The sequence below is a fragment of the Rhizobium herbae genome (assembly GCF_019511375.1).
Lineage (GTDB): Bacteria > Pseudomonadota > Alphaproteobacteria > Rhizobiales > Rhizobiaceae > Pararhizobium > Pararhizobium herbae_A.
Genome location: NZ_JAEUAO010000002.1, coordinates 135,790 through 149,783, shown reverse-complemented (window position 1 = coordinate 149,783; position 13,994 = coordinate 135,790). Strand labels below are relative to the sequence as shown.

At 60.4% G+C, this 13,994-nt stretch carries 12 protein-coding genes and 1 tRNA gene; 11 read left to right on the top strand and 2 right to left on the bottom strand.

Annotation, left to right across the window (positions count from 1 at the left end; genetic code table 11):
* Positions 1-20: 20 nt before the first annotated feature.
* Together rpsA and cmk are read right to left on the bottom strand one after the other, a co-directional pair.
* The gene (gene rpsA, locus JNB71_RS07925) at positions 21-1,724 is read right to left on the bottom strand and encodes a 30S ribosomal protein S1 (RefSeq protein WP_018323670.1); all 1,704 of its coding nucleotides are present in this window, start codon (positions 1,722-1,724) and stop codon (positions 21-23) included.
* Positions 1,725-1,941: 217 nt separating this feature from the next.
* Complete coding sequence (cmk, locus tag JNB71_RS07920) at positions 1,942-2,568, bottom strand: (d)CMP kinase (RefSeq protein ID WP_220371306.1); 627 nt, start codon at positions 2,566-2,568, stop codon at positions 1,942-1,944.
* 300 nt (positions 2,569-2,868) lie between these two features.
* On the opposite strand from cmk, the gene JNB71_RS07915 reads away from it, so the two are divergent.
* From JNB71_RS07915 to JNB71_RS07865, 11 genes are all read left to right on the top strand, one after another.
* A complete protein-coding gene (locus JNB71_RS07915) occupies positions 2,869-3,258 on the top strand; it encodes a TIGR02300 family protein (protein WP_112853472.1) in 390 nt (129 codons plus the stop codon).
* Positions 3,259-3,460: 202 nt separating this feature from the next.
* A tRNA-Ala gene (locus tag JNB71_RS07910) sits at positions 3,461-3,536 on the top strand.
* Positions 3,537-3,680: 144 nt separating this feature from the next.
* Entirely contained in the window at positions 3,681-4,109 is a 429-nt protein-coding gene (locus JNB71_RS07905; protein ID WP_220371305.1) for an OsmC family protein, read from the top strand.
* Between the two features lie 75 nt (positions 4,110-4,184).
* Entirely contained in the window at positions 4,185-5,492 is a 1,308-nt protein-coding gene (locus tag JNB71_RS07900; protein WP_220371304.1) for a UDP-glucose dehydrogenase family protein, read from the top strand.
* Between the two features lie 41 nt (positions 5,493-5,533).
* Positions 5,534-6,538 carry an NAD-dependent epimerase gene (locus JNB71_RS07895; RefSeq protein WP_220371303.1) on the top strand — a complete coding sequence of 335 codons (1,005 nt, stop codon included), beginning with the start codon at positions 5,534-5,536 and terminating at the stop codon, positions 6,536-6,538.
* 464 nt (positions 6,539-7,002) lie between these two features.
* Positions 7,003-7,227, top strand: a complete 225-nt coding sequence (locus JNB71_RS07890) for a hypothetical protein (RefSeq protein WP_220371302.1) — start codon at positions 7,003-7,005, stop codon at positions 7,225-7,227.
* Between the two features lie 297 nt (positions 7,228-7,524).
* Positions 7,525-8,265 carry a hypothetical protein gene (locus JNB71_RS07885; protein ID WP_220371301.1) on the top strand — a complete coding sequence of 247 codons (741 nt, stop codon included), beginning with the start codon at positions 7,525-7,527 and terminating at the stop codon, positions 8,263-8,265.
* A 97-nt stretch (positions 8,266-8,362) separates the two neighbouring features.
* The gene (locus tag JNB71_RS07880) at positions 8,363-9,763 is read left to right on the top strand and encodes an O-antigen ligase family protein (protein ID WP_220371300.1); all 1,401 of its coding nucleotides are present in this window, start codon (positions 8,363-8,365) and stop codon (positions 9,761-9,763) included.
* Positions 9,760-10,536, top strand: a complete 777-nt coding sequence (locus JNB71_RS07875; protein ID WP_220371299.1) for a metallophosphoesterase family protein — start codon at positions 9,760-9,762, stop codon at positions 10,534-10,536. Before JNB71_RS07880 ends, JNB71_RS07875 begins: the two co-directional genes overlap by 4 nt.
* Before the next feature lie 140 nt (positions 10,537-10,676).
* Positions 10,677-12,824, top strand: a complete 2,148-nt coding sequence (locus tag JNB71_RS07870) for a GumC family protein (RefSeq protein WP_220371298.1) — start codon at positions 10,677-10,679, stop codon at positions 12,822-12,824.
* 305 nt (positions 12,825-13,129) lie between these two features.
* The gene (locus JNB71_RS07865; protein ID WP_220371297.1) at positions 13,130-13,690 is read left to right on the top strand and encodes a transglutaminase-like cysteine peptidase; all 561 of its coding nucleotides are present in this window, start codon (positions 13,130-13,132) and stop codon (positions 13,688-13,690) included.
* The last annotated feature ends 304 nt before the right edge of the window (positions 13,691-13,994 follow it).

The following is a 13,994-nucleotide window of genomic DNA, read 5'->3' as shown; positions in this document are numbered from 1 at the left end:
TTATTCGTAAGGCCTAAGGCTTATTCGCCCGAGCGGTTCTTCAGAGCCGCACCGAGGATGTCGCCGAGCGAAGCGCCGCTATCGGACGAACCGAACTGTGCGACGGCTTCCTTCTCTTCAGCGATTTCAAGCGCCTTGATCGACAGCATGACCTTGCGGTCCTTCTTGGAGAAGTTGGTGACGCGGGCGTCGACAACCTGACCAACGGAGAAACGCTCCGGACGCTGCTCGTCGCGGTCACGCGACAGATCGGCACGGCGGATGAACGAGGTGAGGTCTTCGTGGTTGACGAGCTTCACTTCGATGCCACCGTCGTTGATGGCGATGACTTCGCACGAGACGACGGCGTTCTTGCGCAGATCGCCGGAAGCAGCGGCGTCGCCGACCGCATCCTTGCCGAGCTGCTTGATGCCGAGCGAGATGCGCTCCTTTTCGACGTCCACATCGAGAACGACAGCCTTGACGACGTCGCCCTTGTTGTATTCCTCGATGACCTGCTCGCCCGGACGGTTCCAGTCGAGGTCGGACAGGTGCACCATGCCGTCGACGTCGCCGTCGAGACCGATGAACAGGCCGAATTCGGTCTTGTTCTTGACTTCGCCTTCAACTTCCGTGCCAGCCGGATGGCTGTGCGCGAAGGCCTGCCACGGGTTCTCGAGCGTCTGCTTGAGGCCGAGCGAGATGCGGCGCTTGGTCGGGTCGACTTCGAGAACGACAACGTCAACTTCCTGCGTCGTGGACAGGATCTTGCCGGGATGTACGTTCTTCTTGGTCCAGGACATTTCGGAGATGTGGATCAGGCCTTCGATGCCCGGCTCCAGCTCTACGAATGCACCGTAGTCCGTGATGTTGGTGACGGTACCGGAGATCTTTTTGCCGACCGGGTACTTGGCACCGATGCCATCCCACGGATCCGACTCGAGCTGCTTCATGCCGAGCGAGATGCGGTGGGTTTCCTGGTTGATACGGATGATCTGAACCTTGACCTGCTGGCCGATGTTCAGGATTTCCGACGGATGGTTGACGCGGCGCCATGCCATGTCGGTTACGTGCAGCAGGCCGTCGATGCCGCCGAGGTCAACGAACGCACCGTAGTCGGTGATGTTCTTGACGACGCCGTCAACAACCTGGCCTTCTTCGAGGTTCTGGACGATTTCCGAACGCTGCTCGGCGCGCGATTCTTCAAGAACCGTACGACGCGACACGACGATGTTGCCACGGCGCTTGTCCATCTTGAGGATTTCGAAGGGCTGCGGGTTGTGCATCAGCGGCGTGACGTCGCGGATCGGACGGATGTCGACCTGGGAGCGCGGCAGGAAGGCAACGGCACCATCCAGATCGACGGTGAAGCCACCCTTGACCTGGTTGAAAATGACGCCCTCGACGCGTTCGCCGGCTTCGAACTTGACTTCGAGGCGGACCCAGCTTTCTTCGCGGCGAGCCTTCTCGCGCGACAGTACAGCTTCGCCCAGCGCGTTTTCGATGCGCTCGACGTAAACTTCGACTTCATCGCCGACCTTCAGCGTGCCGTCCTTGGCCTTGGCGCCGAATTCCTTGAGAGCGATGCGGCCTTCGACCTTCAGACCGACGTCGACGATCGCGACGTCCTTCTCGATGGCCGTGACAATACCCTTGGTGACGTAGCCTTCGGCAAGATCCTGCGTGGCAAAGGATTCCTGCAGCAGCGCGGCGAAATCGTCGCGGGTGGGGTTAGCTTGAGACATGAATACTCCTGATGTGCCCTCATATGGGCACAGGCGCCGGGGGTTGGTGTTGAACCTGTCCGAAAACCATCCGCTCCCATTCAGATGAGGAGCAAATCCGGCGCGGGGATGGTGTCTCGGACCAAGCAAACTTGCGTTGGCAAGCCAACGCATCATTTGCCGAGCTTTTTATCTCGTCGCAGGCTTTGATCGGCGTGATACACTTTTCCGAACCTGCTTAGTGCTTCAATGCGGCATCGATGATGCTCTTCGCCGCCAAGAATGCGGCCTCTATACTCATTTCGGACGTATCTAGCAAGTGCGCGTCTTCGGCCGGTCGAAGCGGGCTGTCGGCGCGGCCCATGTCGCGCTCGTCACGCTTGACGATATCTGCCAGGATCTCCAGATAATCGGCCGGAATGCCGTTTGCCACGATCTCGTCGAAGCGGCGGCGCGCCCTGACTTCAGGGGATGCCGTGACATAGAGCTTCACCGGCGCATCCGGGCAGACGACCGTGCCGATGTCGCGGCCGTCGAGCACCGTTCCCGGCGCGCGCTTCGAAAAGGCACGCTGCGCCTCGACCAGCGCCTGGCGGACAAGCGGCATCACCGCGATCTTCGACGCCGCCTCGCCGACCGAATGGGCCGAGAGGACGGCACGATCAAGCCCCGCAAGCTCCACCTCGCGCGCCATCTCCTCAGCCAGCAGTTCGTCATCGAGCGGCAGGCCCGCATCGATGAGGGCCTTGGCGGTGGCGCGATAGGTCAGGCCGGTGTCGAGGTGGTGGAAACCGTATTCCTCGGCGATCCGGCGCGACAAGGTTCCCTTGCCGGCCGCCGCGGGTCCGTCGATGGCGATGATCATGAAAACGTCCTTGCAATGCGGTTGTCGTCGTGCGCCTTGTTAGCGGAAAGCCGCGGAGAATGCCACGCGCGGGCGCTCGTTGCCCTCGATGTTCCCGTGCCATTCGAATCGGCAGCCTAATTTCGAGCGTTTCTACAGACACCATGGCGTGCCCGCGTCGGTCATCGGCTCCGGAATCCGGAAAGTTAGGCTTTGACAGATCAGGCCAAGACGATTATGGGGACCGGCTAATTCATTTCACGTTCAACGCCGGTATTCCGGCAAATGCCGGTAACCCCGGCCATTCAAGAGGCTTTGACTGTGGCAAAAGCGGAACTTGGAACAAAGCGCATCGATCCCGAAACAGGCCGTAAGTTCTACGACCTGAACAAGGATCCGATCGTTTCTCCCTACACCGGCAAATCCTATCCCCTCTCCTTCTTCGAAGAAACCTCCGTCGCCAAGGTGCTGGAAAAGGCTGCCGAGGAGGACGAGATCCAGGAAGTCGATACCGAGAACACCGAAGTCGAACTCGTGTCGCTCGAGGATGCCGACGGCGAAGCAGGCGGCGGCGACGATCTGCCGGACCTGGGCGACGATGATGTCGAGATCGAGGGCGACGACGATGACACCTTCCTCGAGCAGGACGACGAAGACGAAGACGGCCTGTCCGACCTGATCGGCGTCTCGGACGACGACGACGAGGTCTAAACCTCTCAAAATACACGCAAATGGCGTTCGCGCGGTGTTTTCAACAGGCCATGCGGACGCATTTTCCGGGTTCAGCGGAAAAAACTTGCCCGGTTGTCTTTTTCGGCTTGCCATCTGCAGAAAGCAGAAGTATGAAGCCGCCACCCGACCGGACGAACTGTCCGGACGGACTTCCCGGAACCGGCATCGCCGGACCCAAAATGGGGCTATAGCTCAGCTGGGAGAGCGCTTGCATGGCATGCAAGAGGTCAGCGGTTCGATCCCGCTTAGCTCCACCAATTTCCTTCGATTGGAATTTTCTCTCCCTGAAATGCGCTTTGTCGCCGGTCCACCGGCTGGAATTCTATTGATCCACTTGTGACCGCCTGGCCATCGCTGGCTGAGGCCGGCCACAGTTCCTCGATCACATGAAAGAACAGGACATGACGGACTTGAAGACACGATCCCGGCCGACTGGTGCAACGGCGGTTCTCGGCCGGACCGGCTTTCCGCATGTCACGTCAGCAACCGGGGGCGAACTCGGCATCGTCACCGGCCCCTCGCAGCCGGGCTTCAATCCGCTCGACCTGCTTCACGCGTCGCTATCGGCCTGCCTGGCCATGAGTGCCCGCATCGCAGCAAGCCAGAGGGGCGTTCTCGACAGGGTGGTGGAAATCAGCGCGGAAGTGACGGGCGAAAAGGCGACGGAAGGACTTTCGCGAATTCAGACATTCTACATCGTCTTGACGATCAAGGGCGACATTGACGACGAGACGCGCAACGCCATTGCGCGGGCGGCGGAAGAGGAAATCTGCACGGTCAGCAACACGATCCGCGGCAATGCCGAATTTTCGACGATTGTCTCCAGCTAGTCTCCAAACATCCCGCCCATTGGCAAGGCGCGCGTGTTTGACTATGGATGCGCCTGAGCAATTCTGGAGTATGTCATGAAAATCACGATGATCGGCGCCGGTTATGTCGGGCTTGTCTCCGGCGTCTGTTTTGCGGATTTCGGCCATGAGGTGGTCTGCATCGACAAGGATGGAAGCAAGATCGACGCGCTCGTTGCCGGCCGCATTCCGATCTTCGAGCCGGGACTGGAACAGCTGGTTGCCGACAACGTCAAGACGGGGCGCCTCAGCTTCAGCACCGATCTGGCAGCAAGCGTCTCGCAAAGCGACGTGATCTTCATTGCGGTCGGCACGCCTTCGCGGCGCGGCGACGGCCATGCCGACCTCTCCTATGTCTACGATGCCGCCCGCGAGATAGCCGCCCATGTGACCGGCTTCACCGTCATCGTCACCAAGTCGACCGTTCCGGTCGGCACCGGCGACGAGGTCGAGCGGATCATGCGCGAGACCAATCCGGATGCCGACATCGCGGTCGTCTCCAATCCGGAATTTTTGCGCGAGGGTGCGGCGATCGACGACTTCAAGCGACCTGACCGCATCGTCATCGGTCTCAACGACGAGCGCGCCCGCGGCGTCATGACCGGCGTCTACCGGCCGCTCTACCTCAACCAGGCACCGCTGCTCTTTACCTCGCGGCGCACCTCCGAACTGATAAAATATGCCGGCAACGCCTTCCTGGCCATGAAGATCACCTTCATCAACGAGATGGCCGACCTGTGCGAAAAGGTCGGCGCCAATGTCCAGGAGGTCGCCCGCGGCATCGGCCTTGATGGCCGCATCGGCGCGAAGTTCCTGCATGCGGGCCCCGGCTACGGTGGCTCCTGCTTCCCCAAGGACACCCTGGCGCTGGTCAAGACGGCGCAGGACCACGACAGCCCGGTCCGGCTGATCGAAACCACCGTCGCCATCAACGACAACCGCAAGCGGGCCATGGGCCGAAAGGTGATCGCCGCTGCCGGCGGCGAGGTGCGCGGCAAGAAGATCGCCGTGCTCGGTCTTACCTTCAAGCCCAACACCGACGACATGCGCGACAGCCCGGCGATCGCCATCATCCAGGCGCTGACCGACGGTGGCGCCATCGTTACCGGCTATGATCCTGAGGGCATGGAAAACGCGAAGCATGTTATCGACGGCATTGGCTATGCCGAGAGCCCCTACGAGGCCGCCGAAAACGCCGATGCGCTCGTGATCGTCACCGAATGGAACGAATTCAGGGCCCTCAACCTCGACCGGCTGAAGTCGTCGATGAAAAACCCCGTGCTTGTCGATCTCAGGAACATCTACCACCCCGACGAAGTCACCAAGCACGGATTCAGCTATACGAGCGTCGGCCGGCCGCAATAGGGGCGGCATCTCGATCGATTGCAGGGAAGGCAAGGAGCGGCATGCGCTATCTGATCACAGGGACGGCAGGTTTCATCGGGTTTCACCTGGCCAAGCGGCTGCTCGACGAGGGCCATTTCGTCACCGGCTTCGACGGCATGACGCCCTATTACGACGTCCGCCTGAAGGAACGGCGCCACGCCATCCTGGCGCGCTCGAACGGCTTCCGGCCGGTGATCGGCATGCTCGAGGACAAGGCCGCGCTGGAGCAGGCAGCCGAGATCGGCGAACCGGACGTTATCGTCCACCTCGCGGCACAGGCGGGCGTGCGCTACAGCCTGGAAAACCCGAAGGCCTATGTCGATTCCAACCTTACCGGCTCGTGGAACATCCTTGAACTGGCGAAGGCCGTGCGGCCGAGGCACCTGCTGCTCGCCTCCACTTCCTCGATCTACGGCGCCAACGAGAAGATTCCGTTTGCCGAGACCGACCGGGCCGACGAGCCGATGACGCTCTATGCCGCCACGAAGAAATCGGCCGAACTGATGGCCCATAGCTATTCCCATCTCCACCAGGTGCCGACGACCGCGTTTCGCTTCTTCACGGTCTACGGGCCCTGGGGGCGTCCGGACATGGCGCTGTTCAAATTCGTCGACAGCATCCTTCACGACCGGCCGATCGAGATCTACGGCGAAGGCCGCATGAGCCGTGACTTCACCTATATCGACGACCTCGTCGAAGGCATCGTCAGGCTGATGGGCGTCGTGCCGGCGCAGGACAATCGTATTGACGACATCGATACGCTGTCGCATCACGCGCCATTCCGCGTCGTCAATATCGGCGGCGGGCAGCCGGTGGAACTGATGCGATTCGTCGAGACAGTCGAGGCTGCGGTGGGCCGGCCGGCGGTCCGCAGGATGCTGCCGATGCAGCAGGGTGACGTGCCGCGAACCTTTGCCGCCCCGGACCTTCTAACGGCACTGACGGGCTTCACCCCATCCATATCGGTGGAGGAAGGCGTTAGACGCTTCGTCGACTGGTATCGCGCGGAGATGGCGGGCGCCTGAGGCCGCCTGCACACGACGCACTTTCCGCAAATCATCAAGCGTTTGCGGCGACAGGAAGCCCGCAGTGCATCCGGAAGGATCAAAGGCATCGCACTGCATATATTTGTTGCTGCACTGCACAGTTTGCCGGCTTTCGACTGCGGTTTCCCTGTCGGATCAATTCATTATCCGGGTTGCGTCTTGACAGAGACCGCAGGAAACTTCTAGGTTAGGTAGTATATTTGATTTTTGTAACGAAACTCCCAAGTCCAATCCATTTTTAAAGGGGCTCATCGATGTTTAAGCGATCTTTATTGATCTCGACTGTAGCGCTATGCGCTTCTCTTTCTTTCGCACAGGCTCAAACGGCGCCGGCTGCGGCTACGATTGCCGCTCTTGCAAGCTGCTCGAGCAATTGCGTCGGGCAGGCACAAAGCCTTTCTGCTGAAATCAGCGCTCTGCCGGCCGGTCCGGCAAAAGACGCCTTGATCTTATCGCTGGTCAAGGCGGTCGGTACGCTCGCAATCTCCCAGCCGGCGCTTTCTGTTGCTCTCGGCGACGTCGTTGCCTCGGCGCAGGCCGGCCTCAGCACAGATGCTGCTGCTGCGGCTCCGTTCGTCGAACAGGTCGCTGCCGCGCTTCGGGCTGGCACTCCGGGCACCGCAACGGCAGCGATCGGCCAGATGCCGGGCGGGGAGCCTGCCAGCTGATAGCGTGCACCGGCACAGGGTTTGACGCGTCGAAAAGCGCCCATCGGGCGCTTTTTTGTGCCGGGCCGCTCCAAAAACTTCGCCGGGCTTCCAAACGACAGGTTTAACTTACCCTTGTTACCGTCCGGCCTCGCAATATAGGGTACAAGCATACTGGAAATACGAACTTGAATATGGGCCTCGTCCAACCGTAGATGGTGCGGTACAGCCGACGCGCGAAAGCCGAGCCGTTCGCGCGCCTCGGTGAACTGCGATTCGGCCCTGTTTGGGACTGCTAATCATAACCGAGCGGTAGGAATGACATTTTCAGAAAGCATCCGGCTTCACGTGCTTGGAAAAGCATCCGGTCCGGAGCAAAGCCAGAGATGGCACATCATGGTAAGGCAGCGCAAATGGATCGCGATGGTATGCTGCCTGCTGATTGCGGCAGCGAGCGGCTACGGGCTGCGGCGCGAACTGGCGCCGTTTACCGCCAAACCCATCGAACAGGCGCTGACACCCGGCGCCTTCGCCGACGAGGACTTCGGCTACGGTCTGTCGTCCTATTCGAAGGCGCTGGTGATGAAGGACTGTTTCCGCATCGTGCTGGCCTACAGCGACATCGACATGATCGACAAGGCAGTGCGCGACGTGGTGTCGAGATGCGCCGCCCGGGCCGCGGACATCGTGGCGACGACACCGACAGACTCCTTCGCCTGGCTCGTGCGCGCCGCCGCATCCGTTCGCCTGCTTGCCAACGATGACTTCAATGCCGCCTTGAGGCAATCGCAACTGACCGGCCCAAACGAACAATGGATCGCCCGCCTTCGCGTCGATCTGGCGGAAAGCTATTTTTCACGACTGAGCGCTAAGACCATCGAGTCTGAAGCCGTGGACCTGAAGCTGCTCGCCAGCAGCCAGAAAGGTGTCGCAGTCATCGCCCGGCGTTACGTCTCCGACCCCGATTTCCGGGCGCGGATCATGGCAGTCGTCGAAGCGATGCCGCAGGACCGGCAAGCCGCCTTTGTGAACAACGTCAAGAGATCGATGGGCAAGTGATGATCCGGTTTTCCGCTTTGCCGTGTCCCCACCGGGACCCGGCCGCAATCCAGCCGTCAGGCCCGCGCTTTTCTGGCGCCACGGCAGGTCTGAGACCATGACGACGCGCTACCACTCGGACCGCTTTCGGCTGAACAACCAGTTGATGTGGCCCATTCTCTTGGTTCTGTTCCTTTCGCCCTTCGCATTCGGCAGCACCAAGCCCGCCCTCTGGCTGCTGTGGTGCCTGCTGATCTCGCTGTGCGGCGCGGTTTTCTTCGGCCGCATGGCACTGTCCAACGCCCGCTTCAGGATCGCACCACGCAATCTGCCGGTACAGTTCTGCCTTTTCGCCCTTCTCGGCGCCTTTATGGTTTTTCAGGCTCTGCCCCTTGGCGTATCGTCAACGGCTGCCAGCATTGCCGACTTCGGTGTCCTTATCAGGCTCGATACGATCAGCCTGACGCCGCACGATACCATCCTCGCCCTGGTGCGCTGGGCGACCTATGGCCTGCTCTTCTTCCTCGTGCTGCAAATCACCAGCAACCCCCAGCGCGCTCGCGCCTTCATCAACCTCCTCTATTGGGCGATCGTCACCCACGCCGTCGTCGGCCTGCTGTTCCTGCTGCAGTTCGGCGACACGATCCTCGGTATTCCGAAATGGAAGTATTTCGGCTCGGCGCTGGGCGGTTTCATCAATCGCAACTCGTTTGCCACCTTCCTGTCCTTCGGCAGCGTGCTCGGCGTCAATCTCATGATCGAACGGATGACGGAGAGGCTATCGGGGAAAGACGACACCTCGATCCTGGGGACCTATCTTGGCAAGGACGGTGTCGTGGTCATCGGGCTCGGCTGGCTGATCCTGGTCATCACGCTGATCGCCACGAACTCGCGCATGGGTCTCTTCGCCGGCTGCTGCGGCATGATCGCCTCGGTCGTTCTGGCGCTTGCCAAGAAGTCCGCCAATACCAACCGCACCAGCATCTGGCTGTTTCTGCTCGTCATCCCTGTTTTCGTCGGTCTTGGCATGCTTGGCTACGGCACGCTGTTGCTGGAGCGCCTCGGCCGCGTTGGCGATGCGTCCGACGTGAGAATGCAGCTCTACCAGCAGGTGCTGCAGATGATCGAAACCCGGCCTCTGCTCGGCTTCGGCGGCGATAGTTTCGAATATGCCTATCCGCTGTTCCATCAGGCGCCGGTCAGCGTCGATCTCGTCTGGGAAAAGGCGCATTCCACCTATCTGTCGCTCTGGGCCGAATACGGGCTGTTCTTCGGCAGCCTGCCGATGCTGATCGTCGCGATCATCGTGCTGCAGCTTGGCGTGGCCTATATGAAGGCGCCCGGTCAGGACATGCTGATCCGCAGCGGCCTTTGCGTAATACTTGTCGGCGCGCTGCACTCGCTGGTCGATTTCAGCCTCGAGATCGAAGCCGTAACGTTTGCGTTCGTCGCCATTGTCGCCACCGCCTGGGCACGGCAATTCGAACTCAGGAACACCGACACGAGGGACGGGCCATGATCCGCGGCATCCTTGATTTCCTGCGCGGCGGTCCCGGCACGACGACGACCGCGCAACGACAGAAGCTCTTCTTCGAAGGCGGCCCGGATCACATCTATGCCGTCGGCGACGTGCATGGGTGCGACGATCTTCTCGGGAGGCTGGAGGATCGGATCTTCGAAGACTGCCGCAGGCGTGAGGGCACCAAATGGCTGATCATGCTCGGCGACTACGTGGACCGCGGACCGAAATCGGCATCGGTGCTCGACCGCCTGATCGCCAAGCCGCGTGCAGACATCAGGCGCTTCTGCCTTGCCGGCAATCATGAGGACGTGATGCTCGACTTCCTGCGCAACCCGTCTCACGACCATCAATGGCTGGATTTCGGCGGGCGGGAAACGCTCTATTCCTACGGCCTGCAAAAGCTGCCGGCCAGTCGCCCGGCACTGAGGAACCTGCTGCAATCGCGCATTCCGGACGAACACGTCGCCTTTCTTGAATCCTTGCCCTCGATGCTGAGCATACCGGGATTCTGCTTCGTCCATGCCGGCCTTCGCGATGGAGTGCCGCTCGCCGACCAGTCGGATGCGGACCTGTTGTGGCTACGGCCTTCGGCGAGCGGAAAGGTTGTAGCTACAAGCGGCATCGTCACGATTCACGGCCATACCCCGGTCGCCAGGGTCGAAGTAGGTCAGGCGCGAGTCAATGTGGATACGGGCGCCTACATGAGCGGTATATTGTCCGCCGTGCGACTTTCTCGCCGCAGTGCGCCAGAGATCATTCAATGCAGTTGATGATGTTTGAACTTGGCAATTGTCGGTCTTGCGTAATCTGCTAGAACTACCACCATACATATTGCATTGCAGCATTCATAAAATACTTTTCACTTTTTCAAATAAGCGGCGGCAGCTGCGCAAATCCTGGTTGTGTGCATATGGAAGCAGAAATTGACCTCAAAGGCATACTTGGCTTGATACGCCGCCAGCTCTGGCTGATTTTATCAACAATTGCCGCCATACTGGTCCTGACGATTATCGTCACCTACTCCCTTACACCCAAATACACGGCAACCTCTCTTGTCCTTGTCGATACGAGCACGAAAAACCTGCTTGATTCAGACAATGTCCTTTCCAATCCCAATGCCGACAATTCCCGCGTTGAAAGCGAGGTCGGAATTCTCAAATCCGATCACATCCTGCTCAACGTCGTCAGCGAAAACAACCTCGTTTCGGACAGCGAATTCGGCATCGGCGTTTCGCTGAAAGACCGGATCCTGAGCTGGCTGCGCATCCCATTGCCGCCGGCGCCCTCGGGCGAGGCGGCCCTGTCACGCGTCCTCACCGCGTTCAAATCTGCCGTCACCGTCAGCCGCAGCGGCCTGACCTACCTGATCACCGTCGGCGTGGTTTCGAGGGATCCCGAGAAGGCGGCAAAGCTCGCCAATTCGATGAGCGAGACGTATATTCGCGAGCAGATCAACGCGAAGATCGCTGTGACGCTGACCAAACGCGATTCGATCCAGAAGCAGGCGGAGGCGGCCAACGCCGCAATTGTCGAAAACGAACGGAACTTCGATGCCTATATTACCAGCAATATCAACCGGCTGGAGAAGCAGACAAATTCGCACGGCCTGACCACGCTTCGCGCCGAACTCGAGAAGGTCAATCGCGAAAGCGCAAGCATGCTCGACCGCATCGAATCGCTGCAGAAATCGCTGCAGGCGCAGGATTTCTCGACGCTGGTGACCCAGCTCGGTTCAGACGCGGTCAACGCGTTGCAGCGCCAGCGCGAAGGCCTCGCGACGCGGATCGCCGCGGCCGGCGACAGGAGCACTGAGGCCATCGGCCTGCGCGAAGAACTTGCCAAGCTTGACAAATCGCTGGCCAACGCGGCCTCTCAGGAGGTCAACACCCTGCAGCAGTCGGTCAACAACTACCAGCAGCAGGCAAACGAGGTTCGGCAGAAGATCCGCAGCACGGTCCTGCAAAGCAACCTGCCGCCGGAAGTGCTGACCGAAATCTACAGCCTGCAGCAATCCTCCGAGATCGCCCGCAATCAATACCAGACCCTGCTGTCGCGGCTGCAGGAGCTTGATGCGCAAGCCTCGCTGCAGTTGCCCGACAGCCGCGTGGTTTCGGCCGCGCTGACCCCGACCCTGCCGTCGTTCCCGAACAGCAAATTGATCCTCGGCCTGTCGCTGATCGTTTCGATCGGCATCGGCACCGGCCTTGCGATCCTGCGCGAATACTTCATCGGCGGCTTCGTCAGCGAAAACCAGATCGAAGCCGTGCTGAAAGTGCCGTTGTCGGCCATTGCCCCACGTCAGGCGAGCGACGATCATCATAAGCTGGCGAGCCCGAACTCCAGCCTGTCCGATCTCATGGTCACCGCGCCCCTCACGCTCTTCAGCGAAAGCGTGCGGCGGCTGCGGCTGACACTCGACCAGCAGGAAAGGAAAGATCCGGCGCCCAAGCGGCAGGATGCCGACGAGGGCAAGATCATCATGGTCTCCTCCGCGCTTCCGGCGGAAGGCAAGTCGACGATGGCGCTGTCGCTGGCCCGAGCCTATGCCCTGACGGGCAAGCGGACACTGTTGATCGACTGCGACCTGCGCAAGCCGAGCGTCAACAAGCACCTCAATCTCGAGCCAAACCACGACTTCATCGACTATCTGCGGCAGGATCGCAACTCCGCGACCTTGACCTCGCTCATCATGCGCGATCCGCTCTCGAACCTCACCGTACTTCTCGGCGGACGCCGCAGCGACGTGGCCACCGACGAACTGGTGATGAGCGAGAAAATGGGCCGGATTCTGGCCAGTGCCCGCAAGCACTTCGATTACGTCATTCTCGACACACCGCCGATCGAACCGGTCGTGGACGGCCTTTATCTTTCCCGTCATGCCGACATGATCGTCTTCGTCATCAAATGGGCCAGCACGTCGCAGTCGAGCGCCAAGCGGGCAGTCGCCGCGCTCAAGGAAAACAAGAACCCGGACGCCGGTATCGTCACGCTGCTCAACCAGCAGGACCGCACCAAGATGTCGGGCAATTACAGCTACTCCGGCTACTACACCGAGTAGACGCCGACAATTTGCAGATCGGGCTGTGCGCCCCTTTTTGTGCCTCGAAGCGGCAACGCCATGTGGCACGGGGCCTGCCGCATGAGGTCCGCGCAGGACTTGCGGCGCAAAAAATCGCAATCGGTAAAATTCTATCTTTCCACTTAAGCGAGCAGAAGAACGTTCTCCTGTACCTTTATGGCACAGATGGACGAAACGGATGTGATCCGCTTCGCAGCATGATGCGCCCTCCGCCTGAACCGAAATGATTTCGGTCCAACAAACGAAGCCTTGGAAGAAGGCTGCGGACGACAGGGACAGGGATCATGTTCAAGAAAGCAGTCATCGCGTTGGCGACCATCGCGGCTCTTGGCGCCACCAGCATGTCTTCGGCCTATGCCGTCAATCTCGGCTCGGCGCGCGGCGCCGCAAAGGATCATCGCCAGACCTCGGTGGCACCGATCGCATTTTCGCTTTACTGCCTCGATCATATCGCGGAGTGCACCAAGAGCTCGAAGTCACAGGTCGCTTACACCTCAAAGATCCGCGGGCTGCTGGCCTCCGTCAACCGCTCGGTCAACCGCAGCATCCGCCCGCTGAACGAGCGCCGCGACGTCTGGTCGCTCAACCCGGCCTCCGGCGACTGCGACGACTATGTCATGACCAAGCGCAGCCATCTCATCCGCGCCGGCATACCGGCCAGCGCGCTCAGGGTTGCCGTCGTGCGCACGCCGCGCGGCGAAGGCCACGCGATCCTGCTGGTCAAGACGTCCGCTGGCGAATTCGCCCTCGACAACCTGCGCAAGACGATCGTCAGGCGCAGCCAGACCGGTTACCGCTTCGTCAGCGTTGCTTCGGCCGATCCGACCCGCTGGGCGGCGAACTGAGAACGTCAAACGATGGAACGCGAACGGGGAGAGCCCTTTCCGTTCGAGCGAGATGCAAGGTTGCCTGGCGAGCAGCCCGCGCCCTGTTGCCGATGCAGCAGGGCGATGATCCCGGAACCGTTGTTGGTCACCTTTTAAGGCAGACTCCACATGCCATCCATTTCAATGATGGGCATGGCGGGCCAAACAGGCAAATGCCCCAAAATTGGTCGGGTCTTTCGAACGGTTCGCCGGCTTCGTTTCTTGGAAATTTAGTTTTTCTGCAGATAGTAAAGTCCGGTTGCCTCCGTTTTCCGCATGCGCC